At 71.9% G+C, this 26,995-nt stretch carries 26 protein-coding genes and 1 tRNA gene; 22 read left to right on the top strand and 5 right to left on the bottom strand.

Annotated features, from left to right (window positions below):
* Positions 1-3: 3 nt before the first annotated feature.
* A complete protein-coding gene (locus VLY81_RS04540; RefSeq protein WP_324669839.1) occupies positions 4-492 on the bottom strand; it encodes a sporulation membrane protein YtrI in 489 nt (162 codons plus the stop codon).
* Positions 493-495: 3 nt separating this feature from the next.
* Complete coding sequence (locus VLY81_RS04545) at positions 496-828, bottom strand: YtrH family sporulation protein (protein WP_324669840.1); 333 nt, start codon at positions 826-828, stop codon at positions 496-498.
* Positions 829-962: 134 nt separating this feature from the next.
* Here VLY81_RS04545 and VLY81_RS04550 point away from each other — a divergent pair, with 134 nt between their 5' ends.
* From VLY81_RS04550 to VLY81_RS04605, 12 genes are all read left to right on the top strand, one after another.
* On the top strand, positions 963-4,433 hold the full coding sequence (locus VLY81_RS04550) for a DNA polymerase III subunit alpha (RefSeq protein WP_324669841.1): 3,471 nt from the start codon (positions 963-965) through the stop codon (positions 4,431-4,433).
* A 13-nt stretch (positions 4,434-4,446) separates the two neighbouring features.
* Positions 4,447-5,001: a phosphatidylglycerophosphatase A family protein gene (locus VLY81_RS04555; RefSeq protein WP_405001288.1), complete on the top strand. Its 555-nt coding sequence runs from the start codon at positions 4,447-4,449 to the stop codon at positions 4,999-5,001.
* A gap of 45 nt (positions 5,002-5,046) precedes the next feature.
* A complete protein-coding gene (gene mtrB / locus VLY81_RS04560; protein ID WP_405001289.1) occupies positions 5,047-5,295 on the top strand; it encodes a trp RNA-binding attenuation protein MtrB in 249 nt (82 codons plus the stop codon).
* Between the two features lie 30 nt (positions 5,296-5,325).
* Positions 5,326-5,532: a hypothetical protein gene (locus VLY81_RS04565; RefSeq protein WP_324669844.1), complete on the top strand. Its 207-nt coding sequence runs from the start codon at positions 5,326-5,328 to the stop codon at positions 5,530-5,532.
* A gap of 80 nt (positions 5,533-5,612) precedes the next feature.
* Entirely contained in the window at positions 5,613-6,500 is an 888-nt protein-coding gene (gene accD / locus VLY81_RS04570; protein ID WP_324669845.1) for an acetyl-CoA carboxylase, carboxyltransferase subunit beta, read from the top strand.
* Positions 6,490-7,653 carry an acetyl-CoA carboxylase carboxyltransferase subunit alpha gene (locus tag VLY81_RS04575; RefSeq protein WP_324669846.1) on the top strand — a complete coding sequence of 388 codons (1,164 nt, stop codon included), beginning with the start codon at positions 6,490-6,492 and terminating at the stop codon, positions 7,651-7,653. The genes accD and VLY81_RS04575 overlap by 11 nt, the downstream gene beginning before the upstream one ends.
* 36 nt (positions 7,654-7,689) lie before the next feature.
* Positions 7,690-9,114 carry a pyruvate kinase gene (gene pyk / locus VLY81_RS04580; protein ID WP_324669847.1) on the top strand — a complete coding sequence of 475 codons (1,425 nt, stop codon included), beginning with the start codon at positions 7,690-7,692 and terminating at the stop codon, positions 9,112-9,114.
* Positions 9,115-9,167: 53 nt separating this feature from the next.
* Positions 9,168-10,283, top strand: coding sequence for an alanine dehydrogenase (ald, locus tag VLY81_RS04585; RefSeq protein WP_324669848.1), 1,116 nt, complete (start codon positions 9,168-9,170; stop codon positions 10,281-10,283).
* 17 nt (positions 10,284-10,300) lie between these two features.
* Positions 10,301-11,647, top strand: coding sequence for an aspartate aminotransferase family protein (locus tag VLY81_RS04590; protein WP_324669849.1), 1,347 nt, complete (start codon positions 10,301-10,303; stop codon positions 11,645-11,647).
* Positions 11,644-12,645, top strand: coding sequence for a selenide, water dikinase SelD (selD, locus tag VLY81_RS04595; protein WP_324669850.1), 1,002 nt, complete (start codon positions 11,644-11,646; stop codon positions 12,643-12,645). The genes VLY81_RS04590 and selD overlap by 4 nt, the downstream gene beginning before the upstream one ends.
* A 64-nt stretch (positions 12,646-12,709) precedes the next feature.
* Positions 12,710-12,796 (top strand) — tRNA-Leu (locus VLY81_RS04600).
* Positions 12,797-12,880: 84 nt separating this feature from the next.
* A complete protein-coding gene (locus VLY81_RS04605) occupies positions 12,881-14,521 on the top strand; it encodes an aspartate:alanine exchanger family transporter (protein ID WP_405001329.1) in 1,641 nt (546 codons plus the stop codon).
* A gap of 42 nt (positions 14,522-14,563) precedes the next feature.
* On the opposite strand, the gene VLY81_RS04610 is transcribed toward VLY81_RS04605, so the two are convergent.
* A complete protein-coding gene (locus VLY81_RS04610; protein ID WP_324669852.1) occupies positions 14,564-14,935 on the bottom strand; it encodes a LysM peptidoglycan-binding domain-containing protein in 372 nt (123 codons plus the stop codon).
* 142 nt (positions 14,936-15,077) lie between these two features.
* Here VLY81_RS04610 and hyi point away from each other — a divergent pair, with 142 nt between their 5' ends.
* The 3 genes from hyi (at position 15,078) to VLY81_RS04625 (ending at position 17,545) form a co-directional block, all read left to right on the top strand.
* A complete protein-coding gene (hyi, locus tag VLY81_RS04615) occupies positions 15,078-15,884 on the top strand; it encodes a hydroxypyruvate isomerase (RefSeq protein WP_324669853.1) in 807 nt (268 codons plus the stop codon).
* 73 nt (positions 15,885-15,957) lie between these two features.
* On the top strand, positions 15,958-16,845 hold the full coding sequence (locus tag VLY81_RS04620; RefSeq protein WP_324669854.1) for a DegV family protein: 888 nt from the start codon (positions 15,958-15,960) through the stop codon (positions 16,843-16,845).
* A 97-nt stretch (positions 16,846-16,942) separates the two neighbouring features.
* Positions 16,943-17,545: a CueP family metal-binding protein gene (locus VLY81_RS04625; RefSeq protein ID WP_324669855.1), complete on the top strand. Its 603-nt coding sequence runs from the start codon at positions 16,943-16,945 to the stop codon at positions 17,543-17,545.
* Here VLY81_RS04625 and cuyB read toward each other — a convergent pair.
* The gene (cuyB, locus tag VLY81_RS04630; protein WP_324669856.1) at positions 17,542-18,249 is read right to left on the bottom strand and encodes a cysteate racemase; all 708 of its coding nucleotides are present in this window, start codon (positions 18,247-18,249) and stop codon (positions 17,542-17,544) included. The genes VLY81_RS04625 and cuyB overlap by 4 nt on opposite strands.
* Before the next feature lie 252 nt (positions 18,250-18,501).
* Between cuyB and VLY81_RS04635 the strand changes: the two genes are divergently transcribed.
* Together VLY81_RS04635 and sfsA are read left to right on the top strand one after the other, a co-directional pair.
* The gene (locus tag VLY81_RS04635) at positions 18,502-18,972 is read left to right on the top strand and encodes a Fur family transcriptional regulator (RefSeq protein WP_324669857.1); all 471 of its coding nucleotides are present in this window, start codon (positions 18,502-18,504) and stop codon (positions 18,970-18,972) included.
* A gap of 88 nt (positions 18,973-19,060) precedes the next feature.
* Positions 19,061-19,765 carry a DNA/RNA nuclease SfsA gene (sfsA, locus tag VLY81_RS04640; protein WP_324669858.1) on the top strand — a complete coding sequence of 235 codons (705 nt, stop codon included), beginning with the start codon at positions 19,061-19,063 and terminating at the stop codon, positions 19,763-19,765.
* Positions 19,766-19,806: 41 nt separating this feature from the next.
* On the opposite strand, the gene VLY81_RS04645 is transcribed toward sfsA, so the two are convergent.
* Positions 19,807-21,066, bottom strand: coding sequence for a hypothetical protein (locus tag VLY81_RS04645; RefSeq protein WP_324669859.1), 1,260 nt, complete (start codon positions 21,064-21,066; stop codon positions 19,807-19,809).
* A gap of 237 nt (positions 21,067-21,303) precedes the next feature.
* Here VLY81_RS04645 and polA point away from each other — a divergent pair, with 237 nt between their 5' ends.
* From polA to VLY81_RS04670, 5 genes are read left to right on the top strand one after another with little or no spacing between them, the layout of a single operon-like run.
* Positions 21,304-24,177 (top strand): DNA polymerase I, encoded by a 2,874-nt coding sequence (gene polA / locus VLY81_RS04650; RefSeq protein ID WP_324669860.1) that lies wholly within the window; start codon positions 21,304-21,306, stop codon positions 24,175-24,177.
* A gap of 10 nt (positions 24,178-24,187) precedes the next feature.
* A complete protein-coding gene (gene coaE / locus VLY81_RS04655) occupies positions 24,188-25,048 on the top strand; it encodes a dephospho-CoA kinase (RefSeq protein WP_324669861.1) in 861 nt (286 codons plus the stop codon).
* Positions 24,946-25,308 carry a methylglyoxal synthase gene (locus VLY81_RS04660; protein ID WP_324669862.1) on the top strand — a complete coding sequence of 121 codons (363 nt, stop codon included), beginning with the start codon at positions 24,946-24,948 and terminating at the stop codon, positions 25,306-25,308. The genes coaE and VLY81_RS04660 overlap by 103 nt, the downstream gene beginning before the upstream one ends.
* Positions 25,287-25,862 carry a lytic transglycosylase domain-containing protein gene (locus tag VLY81_RS04665; protein ID WP_324669863.1) on the top strand — a complete coding sequence of 192 codons (576 nt, stop codon included), beginning with the start codon at positions 25,287-25,289 and terminating at the stop codon, positions 25,860-25,862. The genes VLY81_RS04660 and VLY81_RS04665 overlap by 22 nt, the downstream gene beginning before the upstream one ends.
* 26 nt (positions 25,863-25,888) lie before the next feature.
* Positions 25,889-26,962, top strand: coding sequence for a nicotinate phosphoribosyltransferase (locus VLY81_RS04670; protein WP_324669864.1), 1,074 nt, complete (start codon positions 25,889-25,891; stop codon positions 26,960-26,962).
* Positions 26,963-26,995: the final 33 nt, after the last annotated feature.

The following is a 26,995-nucleotide window of genomic DNA, read 5'->3' on the forward strand; positions in this document are numbered from 1 at the left end:
GGCTCAGGATTCGGGCGCGGCGCGTACCTCCAGCGACACCGTGAGGGTGTCGGTCAGCCAGATGCTCCGCACCGACAGGGCGACGGTGCGGCCACCCAGGGCCATGAGTCGTCCGTCCAGCATACCGGCCACCAGAGCCGGGTCCACCTGGTCGACCTCCCGGCCCACCACCTCCTGCAGCAGCGCCTGCACCTCGCGTCGCAGCTGCAACTCCTCGCTCGGATCGAGCCCGCTGATCCGCACGGCGGTAGCCCTCACCGGCCGCCGGCGCTGCTCGGCCAGGCTCGCCTCCAGCCGCTGGAGCCGCCCCTGGAGCTCCTGGACCTGCTGCTCCAGCCGGTCCCGCTGGCGCATGACCGCGTCGACGTGGCGGCCCATCTGCACGGTGGCGCCGGCGGCCCCGACCAAGGCTCCCAGCACCAAGACGGCCAGCCACGCGGCCAGACGGCCCCTGCTCACCACGTAGAAGGCCGCCCATCCTCCCGGGCGCAACGCCTACCGCCCCGTCAGCGTCACGACCAGCCACTGCCCCAACTGGGCCCCGGTCAGGCCGGCCAGGATGACGACCGCCTGGCGAGCCAGCACGCCGGGCTGGCCCGCCAGCAGTCCCGTCTCGATGGCCTGGATGGTGGGAAAGGAGCCCCCGATGGCCACCACGATGGCCCACAACTTGATCGTGCGGGCCAGCTCCTGTATGGTGGCAATTGGCGGACGGCCCGTGACGAGGGCGCTCAACCCGCCGAAGAGGCTGCCGCCGATCACCACCCCCATGGAGAGAAACAGGGCCGAGGTCACCTGGTACAGGGGCGCCGATGCATCACCCCGCATGGGCGTGCAGACCGCCTCGCCGCCTCCGTCATGGTTGGGGGGCACCCTCTTCTCTATGCGGTGACGCACGCGTTCATCGATGAGGCATGGAGCGCCTCGGATGCCCGCTCTCGGGCGACAGGGGAGGGGCCAGGATGCCGGCATCCTTCGTGCACCTGCACAACCACACGCAGTACAGCCTGCTGGACGGCGCCTGCCGCGTGGAGGACCTGGTGGCCCAGGCCAGGGCCTTCGGCATGCCCGCCGTGGCCATGACCGACCACGGGGCGTTGTACGGGGCGGTGGAGTTTTACAAGGCGGCCCGTGCCGCCGGCGTCAAGCCCATCCTGGGTGCCGAGCTCTACCTGGCGCCCAGGAGCCGCCACGACAAGACCGGGGGACCCTCGGAAGGGGCCTACTACCACTTGCTGCTCCTGGCGGAGGACGACGAGGGCTTCCGCAACCTGATGCAGCTGTCCACCATCGGTTTCCTCGAGGGCTTCTACTACAAGCCCCGCATCGACATGGAGGTGCTGGCCAGCCACGCCCGGGGCCTCATCACCACCAGCGGCTGCATGTCGGCCGAGATCCCCACCCTGCTGCTCAAGGGCGACGAGGAGGGGGCCCGGGCGGCCCTGCATCGCTACCTGGACATCTTCGGGCGCGATCACTTCTACGTGGAGCTCCAGCGAAACGGCGTACCGGGGCAGGAGGGCCTCAACGCGGCCCTGGTGCGCCTGGCCCGTGAGTACGACCTGCCCCTCATCGCCACCAACGACGTCCACTACCTGCGCCGGGAGGACGCGGCCTTCCACGACGTGCTCCTGTGCATCCAGACGGGCAAGTTCTTGAGCGACCCCAACCGGCTTCGCTTCGGGAGCGAGGAGTTTTACCTGCGCAGCCCCGAGGAGATGCGCCGCCTCTTCGCCGACTTGCCCGAGGCGTGCGACCGCACCCTGGAGGTGGCCGAGCGCTGCAACGTCCAGATCCAACTGGGGCGCCGGGAGCTCCCGGCCTTCGAGACCCCCGCCGGCCAGAGTGCCGACCAGTACCTGCGGGAGCTGGCCTACGAGGGGGCGCGCCGGCGCTTCGGCGAGATCGCCGAGCCCATCCGTCAGCGGCTCGACTACGAACTGGCCATCATCGAGAAGACGGGCTTCGCCGGCTACTTCCTCATCGTGCAGGACTTCGTCAACTATGCCCGGCGCAGCGGCATCCCCGTGGGGCCGGGACGGGGCTCCGCCGCCAGCAGCCTGGTGGGCTACTGCCTGGGCATCACCAACATCGACCCGCTGCACCACGGCATGATCTTCGAGCGCTTCCTCAACCCCGAGCGCATCTCGATGCCCGACATCGACATCGACTTCGCCGACGACCGGCGTGACGAGGTCATCGCTTACGTGGTGCGGCGCTACGGCGAGGATCGGGTGGCGCAGATCGCGACCTTCGGCACCATGGCGGCTCGCGCCTCGATCCGCGACGTCGGCAGGGTGCTGCAGATACCCTACGCCGAGGTGGACCGGCTGGCCAAGCTGGTACCGGCCGGGCCAGGGGTCACCCTGGAGGCGGCGCTGCGCGATGTAGAGGAGTTGCGCAAGCGCTACGAGTCGGAGCCGACGGTGCGCCGGCTCATCGACCTGGCCCGGCAGGTGGAGGGATTCCCCCGGCATCTCTCGATGCACGCCGCCGGCGTGGTCATCGCCCCCCAGCCGCTCATCGAGCTCGTGCCCCTGGCCCGCACCAGCGACGGCGCGGTGGTGACCCAGTTCCCCATGGAGCACCTGGAGGAGCTGGGCCTGCTCAAGATGGACTTCCTCGGGCTGCGCAACCTGACGGTGATCCGCCGGGCGGTGGAGCTCATCGAGTCGCAGCACGGCGTGCGCCTGGACGTCGACAACCTGCCGCTGGACGACCCCAAGGTGTACGAGATGCTCAGCCGGGGGGAGACCGACGGCGTCTTCCAGTTGGAGAGCCGGCTCTTCAAGGGCATGATGCGGGAGCTGCAACCGGACAAGTTCAGCGACCTGGTGGCGGCGCTGGCGCTGGGGCGGCCGGGGCCGCTGCAGTTCCTCGGCGACTTCGTGGCACGCCGCCACGGGCGCCAGGAGATCCGCTACGCCCTGCCCGAGCTGGAGCCCATCCTGAAGGAGACCTACGGCATCATCGTCTACCAGGAGCAGGTGATGCGCATTGCCACCGACCTGGCCGGCTACACGCCCGGGCAGGCCGACGTGCTGCGCAAGGCCATGGGCAAGAAGAAGCCCGAGGAGATGGCCCAGCAGCGCAGCCGGTTCATCCAGGGGATGGTGAGCCGGGGCTACGACCAGACCGTGGCCGAGGATCTCTTCAACGAGATCGAGCGTTTCGCCCAGTACGCCTTCAACGTAGCCCACTCGGCGGCCTACGCCCTCATCAGCTACCAGACGGCCTACCTCAAGGCGCACTACCCGGTGGAGTTCATGGCCGCCCTGCTGACCAGCGTGGCGGGCAACGACGACAAGGTCAAGCTCTACCTCGACGCCTGCAAGGAGTCGGGCATCCCGGTCCTGCCGCCCTCGGTCAACGACAGCCGGGGCGAGTTCTGGCCCGAGGGCCGCGCCATCCGCTTCGGGCTGATGGCCGTCAAGCACGTGGGCGAGCCCGCCGTGCAGGCCATCATGGAGGCCCGCCGCGCGGGTGGCCCCTTCGTGGGGCTCGTCGACTTCTGCTCGCGCACCCTGGAGCACGCCTCGTCGCCCGGCGCCTTCAACCAGCGCGTGGTGGAGAGCCTCATCAAGGCTGGCGCCCTGGATGCCTTCGGCTCACGGGCCGCCCTGCTGGCAGGGCTCAAGGATGCCTGGGAGAGCTGTCACGGGCGCCGGACCGCGGCGGCCGTGGAGCAGGCGTCGCTGCTGGACCTGCTCGGCGATCCGGATGCCGGCGCGCAGGCCGCCCGGCCGCAGGACCGGCTGCCGGGCGTGCCGCCGGAGAGCCTGGAGGAGCGCCTCGCCTGGGAGCGGGAGAGCCTGGGCTTCTACTTGTCCGGCCACCCCGCCCAGCAGTGGCGCGACCGGCTCGAGCGCTTCCGCGAGAGCGCGGTCGGCGAGCTGGCCGATGCCCAGGACGGCACCGTGCGGGTGGTCGCGGGCCTCGTGCAGGCGGACCGCCGCGTGACGACCCGCTCCGGCGGTCAGATGCGGCGCATCATGCTGGAGGACGAGACGGGCAGCGCGGAGGTGCTGGTCTTCGCTCGCAGCCTGGATCAGTTCGAGGCGGCCCGAGCGGGCGCACCGGCGGTCGTCTGGGGCACGATCAGCCGCGACGACGACGGCTCCATCAAGATCATCGGGGACCGGGCCATGCCCCTGGACCGCCTCTTGGTGATACCATTGGGAGGCGCGGGGCGGACGGGTGGCGGCGGCCCGACAGCGGGCCGGCGGGCGGACGCCCTGGTTCAAGAGGTGGCGGAGGTGTTGCGCCGCTTTCCCGGTGACACGCCGGTGGTGGTCGAGCTGCAGTCGGGCCACCGCAAGCGACTGGCGGCGGTGCAGCGGACGCTCTGGGTCGACGTGGTGCCCGAGCTCGTGGAGGCGCTGCAGGCCGTCACGGGGCGACCTCCGCTGCTGCTCACGGAGGGCCAGGCATAGCAAGGATGCCCGAATGGGAGGCAGCCGATTGGAGCAACAGGTGATCCAGTGGCTGCGGGAGCGCGGCGTGGAGCTCGCCGACATCGCCGAGGTGGTCGCGCAGCTGCTCAAGCCGCGGCTACCCGACGTCGGACCGCAAGAGTGCCTGGAGGCGGTCCGGCGCGTGGTGTCGAAGCGAGAGGCGCAGTTCGCGATCCTGACCGGCATCGCGCTGGACGTGCTGGCAGAGAGGGGCCAGCTGCCGGAGCCGTTGCGGACGGCCATACGGGACGACAGCCCGCTGTACGGCATCGACGAGGTGCTGGCCCTGGCCATCACCAACCTGTACGGGTCGGTGGGGCTGACGGCCTTCGGGTACCTCGACAAGCGCAAGCTCGGGATCATCGGCCAGCTCAACCGCCACCGGGACGGGGCGGTGCACACCTTCCTCGACGACCTGGTCGCCGGGGTGGCGGCCGCGGCCGCGGCCCGCATCGCCCATCGTCATCCTCGCCAAGCAGCCCAGCGGGACGGAGCCGGCGAGTACCAGGCGGTGGCCCCGACCGAGGCGGCCGGCCAGCCGGCGTGACGAGACGGGGGTGCCACGGTGGCGGGAGAGGGCGGCCTGCCCAAGATGACGGGCAGGGAAAGGCCGGACGAGGCCGAAGTCGTGTTGGGCGATTTCGTGGTCATCAAGGCCATGGAGGACGGCGTAACGGTCATGGGCCTGACCCGTGGGCCGGAGACGCGGTTTCACCACACGGAGAAGCTGGACCGGGGCGAAGTGATGATCGCCCAGTTTACGTGGCACACATCCGCCATCAAGATTCGCGGCCGCGCCGAGATATGGACCCGCCACGGCCACCTGGAGTCGGGCCGGTGAGACAACCCAGGGCCGGGGGGAGTGGCCTCGATGGGTTGGGTGGTCGTCTACGTCGCCCCCAACCGCGCGGTGGCCGAGATGCTCAAGAGGCGGCTCGAGAGCGAGGGCCTGCTGGTGGCGATCCGGCGCCTCGGAGACTCGGTCACGGGAGGCAAGCGAGGCCCGTGCCAGGTGATGGTGCCGAGCTCCGAGGCCCGGGAGGCCAGCGAGCTCTTGCTCCGCTCGCTGAGGGCGTGAGGGGGAGAGCGATGTAGCCGGGGCGGCCCGGGCAGGGCCTCCCGATGGGGCCCGCCGCGGCCGGCCGGTTCGCGCCAGTCATGCTGAAGGATCTCTTCCGGGGCAAGCCCCGTTACGTGACGGTCAAGGCCCCCGCCTCCACCCCGGTGCCGCGTCGGGAGGCCCCCGACGGGCTGTGGACCAAGTGCACCGGGTGCGGGGCCATCCTGTACACCAAGGAGCTGCAGCGCAACGACAGGGTCTGCCCGCGCTGCGGCTACCACTTCCGCATCGGCGCCTGGGAGCGACTGGCGCTGGTGCTGGACTCGCTGGAGCGCTTCCAGCCCTTCGATCGAGACCTGCGCTCGGTCAATCCCCTGGGATTCCCCGGTTACGAGGAGAAGGTGGCGCGCTCGCAACAGAGCACGGGGCTGGACGAGGCGGCCATCACCGGCTCGGCCACCATCGGCGAGTGGCCGGTGGTGGTGGGGGCCATCGACTTCGGCTTCATGGGCGGCAGCATGGGTTCCGTGGTAGGGGAGCGCATCGCGCGTGCCTTCGAGCGCGCGACGGAGCTGGGCCTGCCCGTCGTCCTCTTCTCGGCGGGAGGCGGCGGGGCGCGTATGCACGAGGGCATCCTGTCGCTGATGCAGATGGCCAAGACGAGCCAGGCGGTGGCGCGCCACTCCCAGGCCGGGCTGTTGTACGTCTCGGTCCTGACCGATCCAACCATGGGGGGCATCTACGCCAGCTTCGCCTCGCTGGCCGACGTCATCATGGCGGAGCCCGGGGCCCTCATCGGATTCGCGGGGCCCCGGGTGGTCGAGGAGACCATCCGCCAGAAGCTGCCGCCGGGCTTCCAGTCGGCGGAGTTCGCCCTGCGGCACGGCATGATCGACATGGTGGTGGACCGCCGTCAGATCCGGCCCACCCTGATCCAGTTGCTCGCGCTGCACGCCCCTCGGGAGGGGAGGCGCCATGGCCGGTAACGGGGTGTTCGACTGGGAGCGCCCGCTGGTCGAGCTGGAGAAGCGCATCGACGAGCTGCGAGCCTTCAACGAGGAGCGCGGCATGCAGCTCGCCGACGACATCGCCTTTCTGGAGCGGCGGGCCCAGCGCCTGCGGGAGGAGATCTACCGCAACCTGACGCCGTGGCAGCGGGTCATGATGGCCCGGCACAGCGGCCGGCCCACGTTCCTCGAGTACGTGGAGCTCATCTTCGATGACTTCCTGGAGCTGCACGGCGACCGGCGAGCGGGTGACGACGGCGCCATGGTGGGCGGCATCGCCCGGCTGGACGGCCGTCCCGTCACCGTCGTGGGCACGCAGAAGGGTCGGGACACCAAGGAGAACCTCCAGCGCAACTTCGGGCTGCCCCATCCCGAGGGGTACCGCAAGGCCCTTCGCCTGATGAAGCAGGCGGAGAAGTTCGGGCGGCCCATCGTCACCTTCGTCGACGTGGTCGGTGCCTTCCCCGGCATCGAGGCCGAGCAGCGAGGCCAGGGCGTCGCCATCGCGGAGAACATCATGGCCATGAGCCAGCTGCGCACTCCCATCGTCGTGGTGGTGACGGGCGAGGGGGGCAGCGGGGGCGCCCTGGCCATCGGGGTCGGAGACCGGGTCTACATGTTGGAGCATGCGTGGTACTCGGTGATTTCCCCGGAAATGTGCGCGACCATCCTCTGGCGCGACTCGAGCCGGGCCCCCGAGGCCGCGTCGATCCTGCGCCTGACGGCCCAGGATCTGCTCTCGCTCGGCGTCATCGACGGCATCATCCCGGAGCCCCTGGGTGGGGCCCACCGGGATAAGGTACGGACCGCCCAATCGGTCAAGGAGGTGCTGCGCTCCGCCCTGGCGGAGCTGGAGTCCATCCCCCTCGACGAGCTGGTGGAGCGCCGCTTCCGGCGCTACCGGTCGATGGGCGCCTGGAAGGTCGCCACGGAGGCCGGTAGTCCCCAGCAGGCCGCCGGCACGCTGGCGGATGCCGTCGCGGCAGCGGACGCGGGGGCTCACGGTCACGGCGCCACCGAGCCCTCGCAGGAGGCCCCGTCCGAGGCCCCCGTGCGGGAGGGCGACGAGTCGAGAGCTCGCCGGGGGTCTCGCCGGCAGGGAGCCAAGGACGGAGGCGGCACCTCTCGCTAGGCCGAGCGCTCGCGGTCCGACGAGGGAGCAAGGGCCGTGACACCGTTTCGCCACACCAAACTGGTCTGCACCATCGGGCCTGCCAGCGAGGACGAGACCGTCCTGGGCGCCATGCTGGATGCCGGCATGGACGTGGCGCGCCTCAATCTCTCCCACGGCACGCTGGAGGAGCACGCCCGGCGCCTGGACCGGGTGCGTCGCCTCGCCGACCGACGTGGCCGCATCGTGGCCGCCATGCTCGACATCCAGGGGCCCAAGATCCGCCTCGGCGACGTGGGCGACGATGTGGCGGTCCGGCCCGGCGACCACCTGACCTTGGTCGGCGTGGCATCGGCCCATACCGGCGCGGACGGCACCATCCCGGTGGTCTACCCGGCCCTGGCCCGCTCGGTGCGGCCCGGTCAGGCCATCTTCCTCGACGATGGGGCCTTGCACCTGGCCGTCGAGGCGGTGGAGGGGGAGCGGGTGCGGTGCCGGGTGCTCAACGCCGGCGTCGTGCGCTCCCGCAAGGGGGTGGCGCTGCCCGGCGTCGACGTCGATCTGCCCGCCATCAGCGAGGTGGACCGGGAGCACCTGCACTGGGCGGCGCAGGTCGGGGTCGACGTGGTGGCGGCCAGTTTCGTGCGCCGGGGCGAGCACGTGGAGGCCGTGCGCCGGGAGCTGGAGGCGGCAGGCTCGCGGGCGTCGGTGGTGGCCAAGATCGAGAGCGCGCAGGGCCTGCGCCACCTCGACGAGATCGTGGCCGCAGCCGACGGGGTCATGGTGGCACGGGGGGATCTGGGGGTCGACATCCCCCTGGAGGACGTGCCCCTGGCCCAGAAGGAGATCATCCGCCGCTGCAACGAGGCCGGCAAGCCCGTCATCGTGGCGACCCAGATGCTGGAGTCCATGGTGCAGAGCCCCGTCCCCACCCGGGCCGAGGTGACCGACGTGGCCAACGCCATCTTCGATGGAGCCGACGCCGTGATGCTCTCGGGGGAGACGGCGGTGGGCCGCCACCCGGTGGAGGCGGTGGCCATGCTGCACCGGATCGCCCTGGGAGCCGAGCGCGGCTACGCCTACGGACGCCCCGTCGAGCGCCGCCCCGGCAGCGTCTCGACCGTGGCTCAGGCCATCAGCCGGGCCACCTGCGACACGGCGGAGGGCCTGGGGGCCGCCGCCATTCTCTGCTCCACCCAGTCGGGGGCGACCGCCCGCATGGTGGCGCGTTTCCGGCCGCGGGCACCCATCGTGGCGGCGACCCCTCATGCCGAGGTGGCACGGCAGCTCGCGCTGGTCTGGGGGGTGGTGCCGGCGGTGGTGGCCAGGGCCCGCAACATCGACGAGATGATCGACGTGGCCCTGACCGCCGCGCGCAGCACGGGGCTGGTGCGCTCGGGGGACCGGGTGGTGGTGGCCGCCGGCGTCAAGACCGACCTGCCGGGCTCGACCAATCTGCTGCAGGTGCACGTGGTGCCGTAGGCCGGGGTGCCTGGCCGCGGCCGGGGCGATAGAAGGGGGAGGGCCGTCGGGCCATGGTCATCGGGGTGCCCAAGGAGATCAAGCCGGGCGAGAACCGGGTCGCGATGGTGCCGGCCGGCGTGGAGGAGCTGGTGCGCCGGGGCCACCGGGTCCTGGTGCAACGGGGCGCAGGGAGGGGCAGCGGCATCACTGACGAGGAGTACGTCGAGGCCGGCGCCGTGCTGTGCGAGGGGCCCGACGAGATCTTCGGGCAGGCCGACCTCATCCTCAAGGTCAAGGAGCCGCTCGCGCAGGAGTGGCCACGACTGCGCCCCGGCCAGGTGCTCTTCACCTACCTGCACCTGGCACCCGACCGGGCGCTGACCGAGGCCCTGCTGGAGCGCGGCGTCGTCGGCATCGCCTACGAGACCATCCAGACCGACGACGGCTCGCTGCCGCTGCTGACGCCCATGAGCGAGGTAGCCGGGCGCATGGCCGTCCAGGTGGGGGCCCAGTACCTCGAGAAGGTGCACGGGGGTCGAGGCATCCTGCTGGGCGGGGTGCCGGGCGTGCCCGCCGCCGAGGTGGTCATCCTGGGCGCCGGGACGGTGGGCTACAACGCGGCCCGCATCGCCCTGGGGCTCGGGGCTCACGTGACGATCCTGGACATCAACGTGGCCCGCTTGCGGTACATGGAGGACATCCTGCGCGGCAACCTCATCACGGTGGTCTCCAACCGCTACAACGTGGAGCGGGCGGTGCGCTACGCCGACCTGCTCATCGGCGCCGTGTTGATCCCGGGCGCCCGGGCGCCCAAGCTGGTGACGGAAGGCATGGTGCGCTCGATGAAGGAGGGCGCCGTCATCGTCGACGTGGCCGTCGACCAGGGTGGCTGCATCGAGACGGTGGACCGCGCGACGACCCATGACGATCCCGTCTACGTCAAGCACGGGGTCATCCACTACGCGGTGGCCAACATCCCGGGGGCGGTGCCCCGCACGTCCACCTACGCGCTGACCAATTGCACCTTGCCGTACGTCCTGGAGCTGGCCGAGCGGGGCTGGAAGGAGGCCGTGCGGTCCAATCCCGCGCTGGCGAGGGGCGTCAACGTGGTGGCCGGCGAGGTGACCCATCGGGCGGTGGCGCAGTCCCACGGCCTGTCGTACGTGCCGCTGGAGAGGGCGGTCTGAGGCCAGGCGTGCGGAGCATGTCGGAGCTGGAGGCGCAATACGAGCGCCGGTTCGCTGGATCGGCCCGCCTCTACCGGCGGGCCATCCGTCTGTTTCCCTCGGGGTTGACGCACGATGCCCGGTATTTCGCGCCATTCCCCATCTACGCCGAGCGCGCGTCCGGGGCCTACAAGTGGGACGTCGACGGCCATCGCCTCATCGACTACTGGATGGGCCACGGCGCGCTCCTGCTGGGCCACGGCCACCCGGCCGTGGCCCAGGCGGTCCAGACCCAACTGGCACGGGGCACTCACCTGGGCGCCTCCCACCCGTTGGAGGTGACGTGGGCGGAGCTGGTCCAGCGGCTGATGCCCGCCGCACAGCGCGTCCGCTTCACCAACTCGGGCACGGAGGCCACCCACCTGGCCATGCGGCTGGCGCGGGCCTTCACGGGACGGCCCCGCATCGTCAAGTTCGAGGGGCACTTCCACGGTTGGCACGACTACGCCGCGGCCTCGGCCGAGCCCCCTCCCGGCATCGCCCGGGAGGGGGCGGAGGCCACCATCGTCGTGCCACCCAACGACCCCGTCGCCCTGGCCCGGGTGCTCGAGAGCCGCCAGGACGTCGCGGCCGTCATCATCGAACCCGGCGGGGGGATCTGGGGCGAGGTGCCGACGACCGAGGCGTTCGTGCACGCCGTGCGCGACCTCACCCTGCGCCACGGGGTGCTGCTCATCTTCGACGAGGTGGTGACCGGCTTTCGCATGGCGCCGGGCGGCGCCCAGGAGTACTACGGCATCCGGCCCGATCTGGTCTGCCTCGGCAAGATCCTCTGCGGGGGCTTGCCGGGCGGCGCCGTGGCCGGCCGGGCGGACGTCCTGGACCTTCTGGCGTTCCGAGACGACCCGGCGCGCGATGCTCGGGAGAAGGTGGCGCACCTCGGCACCTTCAATGCCAACCCGCTGTCGGCGGCCGCCGGGATCGCCACCCTGCAGGAGGTGGCGACGGGACGGCCCACCGCCATCGCCGCCGAGCGGGCCGATACGCTGGTGCGGCGCCTCAACGAGGTGCTCGAGCGCCGGCGTGTCAAGGGCTTCGTCTACGGGCTCTCGTCGTGGTTTCACATCCACCTGGGGGCCGAGGGCCGCCAGGACCCGCAGGGCCGGTGGTGGCCGGTAAGGCCGGCGCCTCCGGGCGAGGATCTCGCGCCGCACGGCCTGGTGCAGAGCCTGCGACGTGCCATGCTGCTCGAGGGCGTGGACCTGATGCGCAACGGCGGCTTCCTCTCCACGGCACACGCCGACCAGGAGATCGAGGCGACGGCCCAGGCCCTGGACGCCGCCCTCGACCGGCTGGAGCGCGAGGGGAGGCTTCCGCGACGGTGAGCGGGCTCCGGGCGGGCAAGCTTCCGCCTGAGAAGCTGCGCCAGCTGGTGCTCGCCCACCGGGGCCGGCTGCGGCCCGAGGTGCGGGTGCACGCCGGGCTGGGCGAGGATTCCGCCGTGGCCGAGACCGGAGGGCGTCTGCTGGTGGTCTCCAGCGACCCCATCACGGGGGCCTCGGCGGAGATGGGGCGCATCGGGGTCTACGTCGCCTGCAACGACGTGGCCGCCATGGGGGCCGAGCCTCTGGGCATCCAGGTCGTGCTGCTGATGCCCGAGGGCACCCCGGACGAGGCCATCGCCGGCATCATGGCGCAGGTGGCCGCGGCGGCCGACCACCTCGGCATCGAGGTGCTGGGAGGCCACACCGAGATTACCGGCAAGGTGAGCGCCCCCATCGTCGTCTTGACGGCCATCGGCCTGGTGGAGCCGGACCGGCTGGTCACGTCGGCAGGCGCCCGTCCCGGTGACGGGCTGCTGGTCACCAAGCCCGTGGGGCTGGAGGGCACGGCCATCCTCGCGGCGGACCGGGCCCAGGAGCTGGCGGCGGCACTGCCGGGCGACCTGCTCGAGCGGGCGCGCTCGTTCATCGCGGAGGTCGACGCGGTGCAAGACGGGCGCCTGACCGCCGCTCTGGGCGTCTCGGCCATGCACGACGTCACCGAGGGCGGCCTCGTGGGCGCGGCCTGGGAGATGGCGCAGGCGTCGGGAGTGGGAGTCGAGATCTGGGAGGCAAGGGTGCCGGTGCGGCTCGAGACGCAGCGGATCTGCCGGCACTTCGGCATCGACCCTCTGCGGCTCATCTCGTCGGGTGCCATGCTGGCCGCCGCCCGAGATCCCGAGCGGGTGGTGCGGGCCCTGCGGGAGGCGGGCCGCGAGGCGGCCGTCGTCGGGCAGGTGTTGCCGGCCTCCGAGGGGGTGAGGGTGGTGCGCGCGGACGGCCGGCGAGACCGGGTGACGGGCGCCCCGCCCGACGAGCTCTGGAGGGTGCTGGCCTCCTAGCCCCGGGCTCGGGCGGGCTTTGCCCGGCGGGCTCCGGTCTGGTAAGATGGGTGCGCACCTCCGTGCCGGGGTGGCGGAACGGCAGACGCGGAGGTCTCAAAAACCTCTGGGCCTCGCGCCCATGCGGGTTCGAGTCCCGCCCCCGGCACCACCTCGTCCCTTCACCGGCCCCGGGCGTCTGCCATCACCGCACGCTCGTCCCGTGGGGGGCGCTTGGCCGATGCACGCGGAGTCCCTGGTGCGTCTCTTGGCGGACAACCCCCTTTTGCTGCTCTTCGTGGTGGCCGGGCTCGGCTATCTGCTGGGCTCCGTGCGGGTGGGCCGGCTACGCCTCGGGGCCGCGGCCGTCCTCTTCGTGGGACTGGCCGTCGGGGCCGTGGACCGGAGGCTGGCGCTGCCGGAGATCGTCTATCAGTTCGGGCTGGTCGTCTTCGTCTACACCATGGGACTCTCGTCGGGTCCCGGCTTCGTGGCCTCGCTGCGCGGGCGGGGCGTGCGCGACACGGGCTTCGCCCTGGCCGTCCTGACGCTGACCACGGCCTTGACGTGGGGCGTGGGCAGGATGCTGGGGCTGCCGCCCGAGCTGCTGGCCGGGCTCTACACGGGCAGCCTCACCCACACGCCGGCCCTGGCGGCCGTCATCGAAACTCTCCAGGCGGCCGGCCGAGATGCCGTGGCACTGCCCACGCTGGGCTACAGCCTCGCCTACCCGGTGGGCGTGGTGGGAGTCATCGGCACCATGGCCGCCCTGGCCCGCCTGTGGCGAGTCGACTACCGGGAGGAGTCGCGGCGGTACGCTCGGGCCTCGGGCGCGCCGGGCAGCGACCCCGTGACCGCCACCGACGTGGTCGTCACCCGTCCCGAGGTGACGGACGTCCCCGTCGCGGAGCTCTGGCAGCGGCTGCTGGCCCGGCCGGGTGCCGGCGCCGGCCGGGTGGTGGCCAGCCGGCTGACCCGGGACGGGCGGCAGCAGATCGTGACGGGTCAGACCCGCCTGGCCCTGGGCGACGTGGTGACGCTGGTCGGCGCCGAGGAGGACCTTCGCCAGGTGGCGTCACGGCTGGGGGAGCCCAGCGCCGTCCACCCCGAGTACGACCGGAGCCAGCTCGAGATGCGCCGCATCTTCGTCTCCAACCGGCAGGTAGCCGGACGCCGGCTGCGGGACCTGCGGCTGCAGACCCTCTTCGGCGCCACGGTGACCCGGGTCAAGCGGGGCGACGTCGATCTGGTGCCGGCCGGCGACACGGTGCTGGAGCTGGGGGACCGCGTGCGGGTGGTGGCGCCGAGAGACCGACTGCCGGAGGTGGCGCGCCTGCTGGGCGACTCCTTCCGTGACCTGTCGGAGATCGACATCCCCAGCGTCTCGCTCGGTGTCGCCATGGGGCTGCTGGTGGGGCTCGTCCCCATCCCGCTGCCGGGCGGGCTCACCCTGCGGCTGGGCTTCGCTGGGGGCCCGCTGCTGGTGGCGCTGATCCTGGGGACCCTGGGGCGGACAGGGCCCATCGTCTGGGTGCAGCCCCACAACGCCAACCTGACGCTGAGGCAGCTGGGTCTGGTGCTCTTCATGGCCGGCATCGGCACCCGCTCGGGCCATGCCTTCTGGAGCACGCTGATCCAGGCAGGCCCCGCAATCGTGGCGGGCGCGGCCACGGTAACCCTGGCCTTCGCCGTCGGCACGCTGGTCGTCGGGTATCGGCTGCTGGGCATCCCCATGCCCTTGCTGGGGGGCATGCTGGCGGGGTTGCAGACGCAACCGGCCGCTCTGGCCTTCGCCTCCGACCAGTCCGGCGACGATCTGCCGGCCCTGGGGTACGCGGCGGTCTACCCGACGGCGATGCTGGTCAAGATCCTGCTGGCCCAGCTCCTCCTGCGATGAGAGGGGGTGGCCGCCGCCGCAGCGACGGGCCACCCCACTCTCTCACGCCGTGCCGCCCCTGGGGATGCAGATGACCTGCCCCGGGAAGATGAGGCTGGGGTTGGTGATCTGGGGGTTGGCGGCCAGGATCGCGTCGACCGTGGTGCCGAAGCGCTGAGCGATGAAGAAGAGCGTATCGCCCGGCTGCACGGTGTAGGCGACGGTGTTGGGCGGGCAGACGCCCGGTGGCCGGGCGATGGGGATGCAGATGATCTGCCCCGGGAAGATGAGGTTGGGGTTGGCGATCTGGGGGTTGATGGCCAGGATCGCGTCGACGGTGGTGCCGAAACGTTGGGCGATGAAGAAGAGGGTATCCCCGGGCTGGACGGTGTAGCGCTGCGAGCCCGGCGGGCAAGGAATGCTGGCGTCTGACACCGGCACGCCTCCTTCTCGGTCGTCGAGTCGGAGGCAGGCTATGACGCCGGGATGCTGGTGGCACCGGGGCTGCAGGGCCATTATGCCGGGGCGATGGCTGGCCGGGCCGACGGCCCTCGTCCCCAGGAGGGGTGGATGCGGCGTGATCCGCTGGGTGGCCAACATCAGCATGCTCTTCACCGAGGTGCCGCTGATGGCGCGCTTCGAGCGGGCGGCTCGGGTGGGCTTCCGGTACGTGGAGTACCTCTTCCCGTACGAGCTGGACCTGGACGAGGTGGCCGGCGAGTTGCGCCGACACGGGCTCGAGCAGGTGCTCTTCAACCTTCCCGCAGGAGACTGGGCGGCAGGCGAGCGCGGGATCGCGATCGATCCGTCCCGGAGAGCGGCCTTCCGCGAGGGCGTCGAGCGCGCGATGGAGGCGGCGCTGCGCCTGGGCGTGCGGCGCGTCAACTGCCTGGTGGGCCGTCGACCGGTGGACGTGCCCGAGGACGAGTTGCGTGCCTGCCTGGTGGACAACCTGCGCCACGCCGCCGACCGCCTGGGGCGCCACGGCATCGTGCTGCTGGTGGAGCCCGTCAACATCCACGACGTGCCGGGCTACTACCTGACGACGACCCGCCAGGCCGTGGCCCTGCTGGACGAGGTGGCCCGAGACAACGTGCAGATCCAGTACGACGCCTACCACATGCAGATCATGGAGGGCAACCTGACGCAGACCCTGCGGACGCACCTCTCGCGTATCGGTCACATTCAGATCGCCGACGTCCCGGGGCGCCACCAGCCTGGTACGGGCGAGATCCGCTACCCCTTCGTGCTGAGGGCTTTGCACGAAGCGGGGTACGGCGGGTGGGTGAGCCTCGAGTATGTGCCGCTCGGCTCCACGGAGGCCTCGTTGCGAGAGGCGGCCGCCGCCGGACTCGATGCCCTGGGATTGCCCCATCCGGGTTGAGCGGAGGATAGGAGGGCCGCCAGGGCCCACGCCGGCGGCAGGCCTTTGCCGGCCGGGGGCGAAGTCTCCCGTCGTGGGCACGCCAGCTGCGCTGGACGCGGGCCAGCGGGGCCCGCGAGTGGCCGTCGTCACCGACTCGGTCGCCTGCATCCCGCCCGATGTGGCGGGGGCCCTCGGCATCGAGGTGGTGCCCATCTGGATCCACCTGGGTGGCCGGAGCCTGCGGGACGGCGTCGACATCTCGCCGCACGAGCTCTACCGGCGCCTGCGCGCAGGGGAGCTGGGGAGCACCTCGGCCCCGTCACCGGGCGACTTCCTGGAGGCCTTCCGTCGGCTGGCCGAGCGCGGCGCCTCGGCCATCCTGGTCATCACCCTGCCCGCGGAGCTGACGGCGGTCCATCGCAGCGCGACGCTGGCGGCCGAGATGAGCCCCGTACCCGTGGAGGTCGTGGACAGCCGCACCGCGGCGGCCGCCCAGGGATGGGTCGCCATCGAGGCAGCCCGTGCCCTGCGCGGCGGCGCCGACGTCGCTTCGGCCATCGCCCGGGCCCGGGAGGTGAGCCGGCGCAGCCGCCTCTTCGCCATGGTGCCCGAGCTGCAGTACCTGCGGCGAGGTGGCCGCGCCGTCCACGCCCTGGCGCGGCTGGGCGCCAGCCTGGGCATCGTCCCCCTGTTGGCCCTGCGAGACGGCCGCGTCGAGCCCCTTGCCGTCACCCGCAGCTTCCAGGCTGCCCTCGACCGCATGGTGGAGGAGATGGCGGCCGACGCCGCGACCGGTCGGCTGCACGTCGCCGTCATGGAGGCTGATGCCGGGCCGCAGGCCCGGCGGCTGGTCGATGCCGTGCGGGCCCGCCTGGCGCCGGCCGAGCTGATCACCACGACCTTCACGCCCGCCATGGGGGTCCACGCAGGGCCCGGCATCGTCGGGGTGGGCTACTGGGTCGAGCCCCGGCCCACATGAGCCCAGCTGCCCATAACATTTGCCCCTAGCCCCTCCACTCGCCGGTGCCGTACCCTGTCGCGGGGCGGCAACGCCGCCCGACCAGGGGGCATGTCGCATGCGTGGTACGAAATCGGGTGCCTTTGCTGGACGTTGGGTCGTGGTCGGCGTGGCGGCGGGGCTGGTGCTGGCCGCGGGGCTCGTGTGGCGATGGAGTGGCCAGGGCGGCGGCCTGCCCGAGCCGCTGCAGGGTCTCGACGCACGCGGTGCCGTGGCGCTGGCCAACCAGTGGGCCGCTCGGGGGGAGGACGTCAAGACCTTCGTCACCCCCGAGGCGGTTCACTTCGAGTGGCCCGATGGCCGGCAGGCGCAGGTGCCGCTCGAGGGCGAGACGATGTACGTGGCCGTGGCCCCTTACGTGCACCAGACCCATCCTTGCCAGGTGCACTACATCTCCAGCTGCCGGGCAGAGCTGGCCGAGGTGCCGCTGCGGGTGACGGTCCGGGGCCGCGACGGCCGTGTCGTGCTGCAGCAAGCGGTCACCACGCTGCCCAACGGCTTCGTCGAGCTCTGGCTCCCGCGCGGCATGGATCTGTCGCTGACCATCGAGTGGCCCGACGCCGGGCTGGTCGGTCAGGGGCGCGTCGTGACCGGCGCCAATGCCCCGACCTGCGTTACCGACATCCGACTGGCAAGGGCGGTCGCACCCTCGGAGGGCTAGCCGAAGGCCGCCTGCACCGCGGCTCGAGCCAGCACCTCGGTGGAGTCGACGACGGGCCGCTCGAGGTCGCCCGGGCCCAGCACCAGGGGCAACTCGGTGCAGCCCAGGACGACGGCGGCCGGGTCGAGCCGCGCCGTCTCGGAGAACAGGACGTCCAGGGCCAGCGAGCGGGCGACGGCGGGCTTGCCGGCCTTCACCTGGTAGATGGCATCCATCACCCGGTCCTGGACGTCGGGCCCGGGCACCGCCGCCTCGAGGCCGAGCGCTGCGAGGGCTCGCTGATACAGTCCGCTCGTGATGGTGCCGGTGGTGGCCAGCAGCAGCACCGGGCCGGAGGGCGACGGGGCTCCGGCGCGGTGCAGGCGGCGTCGGGTCTCCTCGGCCGTCAGCCGGATCATGTGCAGCACGGGCACGTCGACGGCCGAGGCGATCTGGTCGTACCAGGCGTGCGCCGAGTTGCAGGGCATCGCGATCAGCTCGGCCCCGGCGCGCTGCAGGTTGCGAGCCGTCTCCACCAGAGCGGGCAAGGGGCTCGGCCCCTCGCCCCTGATGGCCGCGGTGCGGTCGGGGATCTGGCTGTTGCTGTCGATGATGACCCGGGGATGATCCTGGTCGCGGGCCGCCGGCACGAGGCGGATGATGCGCACGAAGAGGTCGGCCGTCGCCTCGGGCCCCATGCCTCCCAGGATGCCGATGGTCTTCATGGATGACGCGCCTCCTCGCCGTGGGAAGCACCGCCCCGGTCTTCGCCGGCGGAGGCCATCTCCCTGGTGCACCCGATGTCCATGTCGATCGTCCTGTTCGAGCCGGGGAATGTCCTGAGTTGCTGGCACTAATGTTGACGAGAACCATGTCCAGCAGTATGCTCGAACCGGGCTTTGCAACGGCCTTCACAAAGACCGCGAATGCGGATGGTTTGCAACTCGTTCGTGCTCCCCGGGGAGGGCGGGGTGTCGATGGAGCGGGTTCGGGGCTTCATCCGGCGAACCAAGCAGCGTGAGGTCATCTTGAGGGTGCTGCGCAGCACCCGGAGCCACCCCACCGCCGACTGGGTCTACCAGGAGGTCCGCAAGGAGCTGCCCAACATCAGTCTCGGTACCGTCTACCGCAACCTCAAGATCCTGACCGAGTCGGGCGAGGCGCTGGAGCTGTCCTACGGGAGCTCCTACAGCCGCTTCGATGGCGTCGCGACCAACCACTACCACTTCGTCTGCGAGCGATGCGGCCGGGTGGAGGACGTGCCCATGCCGGTCGACGACGAGAAGGATCGGGCGGTCGAGCGGCTGATGGGCGTCAAGGTGCGCCAGCACCGGCTCGAGTTCTACGGACTCTGCCCGGCCTGCCAGGCGGAGATGGACCAGCGCCTCCCGCATGGTCGGGCCGACAGGGCCGAGACGGCCCTGGACGAGGCCTACCCCACGCACTGAGAGACGGCCGGGCCGCGCCGCAGCGGCCCGGCCCCATCACTCCCACCGGCCGGCCACGGGTGGCCCGGCCGCGAGAGGGTCGCCGCCCGTGCGCATCGACCGCTCCCTCAAGAGCGCCACATTCCTGCAGCGTCTCAACCGCTTCGCCATCGCCGTCCACCTCGAGGGCGAGCGGGCGCCCGTGCACCTGCCCAACTCGGGCCGCCTGCACGAGTTGCTCACCCCCGGTCGTCCCACGCTGGTGGCGCCAGCGTCGGCTGGCAAGCGGCGCACGGTGGGTGACGCCGCCTTCATGCTGGGGCCCAACGGGTGGGTCAGCGTCGACGCCCGGCTGCCCGGCCGGCTGCTGGCCGAGGCGGTGACAGAGGGCGCGCTGGACGAGCTGGCCTCGTATCGCGTCGTGCGGCTCGAGCCTCCGGCACCCGACGAGCGCGACACCCGGCTGGACCTGCTCCTGGAGCGACCGGGCGGTCGAGCCCTGGTGGAGACCAAGTCGGTGACCTTGGTGGAAGGCGGGACGGCCCTCTTCCCCGACGCCCCCACCGGGCGGGGGCGGCGCCACCTGGTGCGACTGGCCGCCGCCCGTGGGGCGGGATACGAGGCCTACGTCGTCTTCGTGGTACAGCGGCTCGATGCCCACCGCTTCGCGCCGCACCGGCGGGCCGACCCCGACTTCGCCCGGGCGCTGGTCGAGGCAGCGGCCGCGGGGGTGCGCGTCCTGGCCGTGGCCTGCGAGGTCGAGCCGCCGGAGATCCGGATCGTCCGGCGGCTCCCGGTCGCCCTGGAGGGGTGAGGGCGGGGCTCGACGGCCCCGCCCTCGGTCGGCTGCGCGGCTCAACCCGCGGTGCTCTGTCGCTGGGCGTTGGGGACGATGACGTCGTTGATGATGCGCTCGATGAGCTCCTGCTGGGCGAGCTGGCGAGCCGTGGCCCAGTCCGATGCCAGCACGGAGCGCACCAGCTCCGGCGATACGTCCAGGCGGCGGCCGGCTTCGTCCGCGAGGCGGTCGGCGGCCAGCGACTGCAGCGTCTCCCAGTCGCCGCTCATCAGGGCCTCTGCCTCCTCCGGGGCGATGCCCGCCTGGGTGAGCCGCTCGTAGATCTGCGGCTTCGCACTCTCGCGGAAGCCCGCCCAGTCGCCCTGCAGGATCATCTGCCACTGCTCGGGGGTCAGCTGCCGGGCGAAGTCCTCCAGCGCCCGCCGGGCCGTCTCGACCAGCTCCGAGCTGTCGAGGTCCAGGGCCAGGCCGCGCCCCTCGGCTGCCACCACCCGGGCCCGGCCGGCCAGGTCCACCACGGCCCGGACCGTGTCGCCGTCACGGAGGTCCTCCAGGGAGGCGGGCTGACCGTTGCGCACCACCACGGCGTCATCGGAGAGCCGCACCCGCACCTCGCCCAGCTCGGTGTCGATGGAGGCGGTGCCCGTGGTCGACCGCTGCAGCTGGCCGCTCAGGACCAGGACGCGGCGGGCCTCGTAGAGCAGCTGGACGGCTTCGGCCCGCGTCGCCGGTCGCGACGCGTCGCCGACCTTGATCGAGGCGGGCAGGACGCCCGCCGCCCGGGCCAGCTCCAGCCGGGCGGCCGTCGATGAGCCGGACGGCCAGCGCTCCCCGATGGCCTCCATCCCGGCCAGGCGCAGCACCGCCCCGGTCATCTCGCCCACGGTGACGGGCAGCGCGAGGTCGACCTCGGTGTGGGAGCGGTCGGAGGAGATGAGCGCTCCCCGCTCCACCAGCGCCTGCAAGGCGGCCTGCGGGGCCGGCTTGCCCGCAGGGACGGTGACGCCAAAGGCGGCCGCTGCGGCCTGGGCGAACTCACCCAGGGTCACCGCACGCGAAGCCCTCAGCTCGTCGCCGTCGAAGGCCTCGAGCGCGCCCGTCGGAGCCAGGGCCTCCAGCGCCCGCACCAGCCCCGGGTCGGTCACGTCGGTGAACCGTCCGGCCGCCCGCTGGACCGCGGTGGATGGCCTGCCCTCCGTCGCATCCTCCGACGAGGCCCGGCCCGGCACGGCCACCCCCGTGATGACCTGCACGGCCGCGAGGATTACAATGAGGCCGAACATCCAGGCTGTCCGGCCGGAGGCTCCAATGCGCAAAGACGTCGCACGCTCCTTTCCGGTCGTACCCCAGGGATTCGCCGGCCGGGAGTCGAACATCCTTTCTGTAATGTGCGGCAAACCTTGCAATGACGGCCTTTGAGGGCAGAGCCAGGAGGATGGGCCAGAGCCCGCCCGAGCTGGAGCCCGCTGGATGGCGGTGGCCGGGGCCCTGCCACAGCGGGCATGCAGGGCCAGGGCGGCCCGCCGGGCCGTCACCGGAGAGGCGGTAGGCCCGTGAGCGGCGTTCGCAAGCTCCTGCTCGTGGATGGCTACAGCCTGCTGCACCGAGCCTTCTTCGCCTTGCCCATGCTGACCACCAGCGTCGGCGAGCCGACCAACGCGGTCTACGGTTTCGCCACCATGCTGGTGGGCCTGCTGGAGGAGGAGCGTCCCGACTACGTGGCCGTGGCCCAGGACATGGCGGGCCCCACGTTCCGTCACCGGCAGTTCGAGGCGTACAAGGCCCAGCGTCCGGCCATGCCCGATACCCTGCGTCCGCAGCTGATCCGCTATGAGCAGCTGGTGCGCGCCTTCGGCATCCCCATGTACGGCGTCGAGGGGTACGAGGCCGACGACGTCATCGGCACCCTGGCCCGCCAGGCCAGGGAGGCGGCGCCCGACGTCTCGGTGTTGGTCGTCACCGGCGATCGCGACGCCCTGCAGCTCGTGGACGATCGGGTGACGGTGCTCATCACCCGCAAAGGCATCCGGGAGGTGGAGCGCTTCACCCCCGAGCGCGTGCGGGAGGTGCTGGGCATCTGGCCGGGGCAGGTGGTGGACCTCAAGGGGCTGGTGGGCGACACCAGCGACAACATCCCGGGGGTGCCCGGCATCGGCGAGAAGACGGCGGTGGGACTCCTGCAGCGCTACCCCGACCTCGAGAGCATCCTCTTGCACCGGGAGGAACTGCCGCCGCGGGTGGCGCGAGCGCTGCAGCAGTTCGGCGAGCAGGCCCGCCTCAGCCGGCACCTGGCCACCATCGTGACGACGGTGCCCGTCGAGCTGGACTGGGAGGCCTGCCGGCTCGGCGAGCCCGACGCCTCTCGACTGGCCTCCCTGCTGCTGGAGCTGGAGTTTCGCCAGCTGCTGGCCCGTCTGGCGCGCCTCTACCCGTCGGTCGCCGAGGCGGCCGGGTCGGGGGTCAGGCCCTCCGACGCCGGCAGGAGGAAGGGGGACGACGGGGGCGACGGCGAGCGGGAGACGGTGACGGTGCAGGTCTCCGGCGGCGGAGCCACGGAGCGCCGCCTGGCCCCGGGTCGGGCTCCCTTCGGGCCGCCGGAGCTGATCGAGGCGCCGGCCCGCCTCGGCGAGCGCATCGAGGCGACGCGCCGCGCCGGCCCGGCGGCGCTGGTGGTGATCCCGGCGTCGGGCGAGCCCATGCGGGCCCCGGCCGTGGCCATCGCGGCCGCCAACGAGGCGGGCTCGTGGATGGTGGCCACCATGGAGGCCTGGCCGTCCGGATGGGAGGCGCTGGCCCGGTGGCTGGCCGATCCGCAGGCCCCCAAGTGGTGCCACGACGCCAAGACGGCCGCAGTCGCCCTGGGGGCGAGGGGCGTCAGGCTCGACGGGGTGGAGGAGGACGTCATGCTCGCCTCCTACCTGCTCCATCCCGGGCAGGGCGACCACTCGCCGGAGGACCTGGCCATGCGCTTCCTGGGGCGCTTGCTGCAGGATGGGGCCCGGGGTGCCGAGGGAGGCGCCTCGCCGGGCCGGCGGTCCAGGGGCGCCCCCTCCGAAAGCGGGGCCGGGGCGCTCCCGGGCCTGGAGATGGTGGCGGCCGGGGAGGCATCGGTGGCCGAGGCGGTGCGGGTCTATGCTTACCAGCGGCTGGAGACCATCTACGCCCTGGCGCGGCCGCTGCGGCGGTGGCTGGAGGAGGACGGGCTCGACCGGGTCTACCAAAGCATCGAGATGCCGCTGTGGCCGGTGCTGGCCGAGATGGAGCTGGCGGGCGTCGCCATCGACTCGGAGGCGCTGGCGCGGCTGAGCGTCGAGCTGGCCCGCCAGATCGAGGCGACGGCCGAGGCCATCTACGCCCTGGCCGGCGAGCGCTTCAACATCAACTCGCCCCGACAGCTGAGCCGCATCCTCTTCGACAAGCTCGGGCTGCCCGTCACCAAGCAGACCAAGACGGGCCCCAGCACCAGTGCGGACGTGCTGGAGGAGCTGGCCGGCGAGCACGAGATCGTCTCCAAGATCCTGGACTTCCGTCAGCTGGTCAAGCTCAAGGGCACCTACGTCGACCCCATGCCGTCGCTGGTCCACCCGAGGACCGGCCGGCTGCACACCACTTTCCACCAAGCTGTGACGGCCACGGGCCGACTCTCGAGCTCCAACCCCAATCTCCAAAACATCCCGGTGCGCACCGACCAGGGGGCCGTCATCCGCGAGGCGTTCGTAGCGGGTTTGCCGGGATGGGTGCTGATGAGCGCCGACTACTCCCAGATCGAGTTGCGCGTGCTCGCGCACATGGCCCAGGACCCCGTACTGATCGAGGCGTTCCGGTCGGGGCAGGACATCCACACCCGCACCGCCTCGGAGGTGTTCGGGGTGCCCATGGAGGCCGTCACGCCGGCCATGCGCAGCGGCGCCAAGGCCATCAACTTCGGCATCGTCTACGGGATCAGCGCCTACGGCCTGGCCCGTGGCACCGGCCTGTCCCAGGAGGACGCCCGGCGGTACATCGCCAGCTACTTCGACCGCTACGCCGGGGTCAAGGCGTATCAGGAGCGGGTCATCCGCCAGGCCCGCGAGCTGGGCTACGTCACCACGCTGTTCGGCAGGCGGCGCTACCTGCCCGAGATCCACGCCCGGCAGTACGCCCAGCGGGCCTTCGCCGAGAGGACCGCCATCAACACCCCTATCCAGGGGACGGCTGCCGACATCATGAAGCTGGCGATGATCGCGGTGCACCGCCGTCTGAAGGAGGAGGAGCACCAGGCCCGAATGGTGCTGCAGGTTCACGACGAGCTGGTGCTGGAGGTGCCGGAGGCCGAGGTGGAGCCGGTGGCGCGCCTGGTACGCGCCGCGATGGAAAACGTGGTACGCCTTGACGTCCCGCTGGTGGCCGAGGTCAAGACGGGGCACAACTGGCGCGAGTGCAAGTAGCCCGCGCCGGATGCCGGCGGCTCTCGCCCTGGGTCTGCTGGTGCGCCGGACCGCCCGGCCGCCGTCGCTGCCCGGCGGTTCGTTGGCGCACAGCCGGCGGCGCCCTCTGGTGGTGGGGCTGACCGGGGGCTTCGCGTCGGGCAAGAGCACAGTGCGGGAGATCTTCCGCAGCCTGGGAGCCGCCGTCGTGGATGCCGATGCCGTGGCGCGGGAGCTGTCGGAGCCCCAGGGCCCGGTCTGGCGGGCCGTCGTGGCTGCCTTCGGGCCCGACGTGCTGGCCGCTGACGGGCGACTGGACCGGGCACGGCTGCGCCGCCGCATTCTCCTCGACCCGGACGCCCGACGCCGGCTCGACGCCGTCACGCATCCGGTCATCCTCTCGGAGATGCGCCGGCGGCTGGCGCGCCTGTCGAGGGATGCACCGGGCCGCGGGGCCGGTCGGGCCGTGTCCCCGGCTGTCGTGGTGGAGGTGCCGTTGCTCTTCGAGGCCGGTGAGGCGGCCCTGGACCTGGTGGATGCCGTGGTGACGGTCTGGGCCGATGAGCCGACGTGCATCCGGCGAGCCCGGGAGCGGGGCCTCTCCGACCAGGAGGCTGCCCTGGCCATCCGGGCCCAGTGGCCGCTGGAGCGCAAGCGACGGCTGGCCGATTGGGTCATCGACAACTCGGGATCGCTGCTGGTGACCCGACGGCAGGTCGAGCGGATCTGGAGGGTGTTGGGATCTCGGTGCGCATCGCCCTGGTGGCTCACGACAAGCAGAAGCCGACGATGGTCGAGCTCGCCCGCTCCTTTCGGGCGGTTCTCGAGCGGTGCGAGCTGGTGGCGACTGGCACGACCGGCAAGGTGGTGGCGGAGGCGACGGGGCTCTTGATAGCTCGGATGCAGTCGGGGCCGCTGGGCGGCGACCAGCAGATCGGGGCCGAGGTCGCGGCCGGTCGCGTCGATGCCGTCATCTTCTTGCGAGATCCGCTCACGGCCCAGCCCCATGAGCCGGACATCAGCGCACTCATGCGGGTTTGCGACGTCCACGACGTGCCACTGGCGACCAATGCAGCGACCGCGGCGCTCATCCTCACGGCGCTGGGGCAGCGGCTGGGCCTGGCCGATCCATGCGCTCGCCACACCGGCTGACCCCCGGCGCGGCGGCGGCCCTGCTGGCCATCCTGGCCCTTACCGTGTGGACCGCCACCAACGTCCGCACGGTGTTGCGCTGGTGGTATCCCGTCTACTACCGAGAGTCCATCGTGCGATGGTCGGCGGCCCATGGGCTGGACCCGTGGCTGGTGGCGGCGGTGGTGCGGGTCGAGAGCAACTTCCGGCCCCTGGCCACCTCGCCCCGCGGCGCGCGGGGCCTCATGCAGCTCCTGCCCGAGACCGCCCGATGGGTCTCGGGGCGCATGGGCGAGGAGCGCTTCTTCGAGGACCTCCTGTACGACCCCGAGACCAACGTACGGCTGGGTACCTGGTACCTGGCCGACCTGCTGCGAGAGTTCGACGGGCGGCTGCCCGTGGCCCTGGCTGCCTACAATGCCGGCAGGGGCACGGTCCAGCGCTGGCTCGAGCAGTCGACGTGGGACGGGAGCGAAAAGCGCCTCGAGGGCGTGCCCTACGGCGAGACGCGCCGGTTCGTGGCGCGTGTGCTGCGTTCGTGGCGGATGTATCGATGGCTTTACGCTGAATCGTAACGGGTGGAAATGGCGGTGAGGGCGTCATGCTGCAGTCGGAACGGGACGTCAGGGAGCTTCGGCCGGACCCGCAGCGGATCCTCTTCTCGGCCCAACACGACGAGATCCTCCAGGGCCACACGGCCGACATGTACTTCGTACGGACGCTGCACGTGCTGCGCAGCGAGGGCAAGGCCGACACCCCGGTGGTAGCCGAGATCTTCCCGAGGGGCGAAGGGGTGCTGGGGGGCGTGGAGGAAGCCCTGCGCCTGTTGCGAAGCCGGCCTCCCGAGCTGGGTCCCCTCGAGGTCTGGGCCATGGACGAGGGCGAGCGCTTCGGGCCCAAGGAGGTCGTCATGCGCATCCACGGCCCGTACAGCGCCTTCGGGCTGTACGAGACGGCCATCCTGGGCATCCTGGCGCAGTCGAGCGGGTGGGCCACGGCGACTCGCCAGGCCGTGCAGGCGGCCCGGGGCAAGCCGGTCATCCTCTTCGGCGCCCGGCACGTGCACCCCGCCGTGGCCCCGGTGCTGGAGCGGGCAGCGCTGGCCGCCGGGGCGTCCGGCGCGGCGTGCATCCTGGGTGCCAAGCTGTACGGGCGGGAGCCCGTCGGCACCGTGCCGCACGCCCTCATCCTGATCCTGGGCGACACCGTGACGGCGGCGCACGCCTATCATCGCCACGTCGAGCCGGAGGCGCCCCGCATTATCCTGGTGGACACGTACAAGGACGAGGCGGAGGAGTCGCTGCGGGTCGCCGAGGCCCTGGGCGAGGCTCTCGACGGGGTCCGTCTGGATACGCCGGGAGAGCGGGGCGGGGTGACCCCCGACCTGGTGGCCGAGGTGCGAGCCCGTCTGGATCAGGCGGGGTTCCGCCACGTGCAGATCTTCGTCTCGGGCGGGTTGACGCCGGAGCGCATCGCGCAGCTGGCCGACGCAGGGGCGGACGCCTTTGGGGTGGGTAGCTACGTCTCGTCGGCCCCGCCCATCGACATGACCATGGACCTCAAGGAGGTCGAGGGGCGGCCCGTGGCCAAGCGTGGGCGCATCCCCGGGATCCAGCCCAATCCTCGCCTGCGCCTGCGCATCGGCAGGAATGGGTCGCGGGGCATCGAACGGTAGCACCAACCCCCGGGGTATCGCGCGGCTTTGGGG

The organism is Limnochorda sp. LNt, from assembly GCF_035593265.1.
GTDB classification, from domain to species: domain Bacteria; phylum Bacillota; class Limnochordia; order Limnochordales; family Geochordaceae; genus Geochorda; species Geochorda subterranea.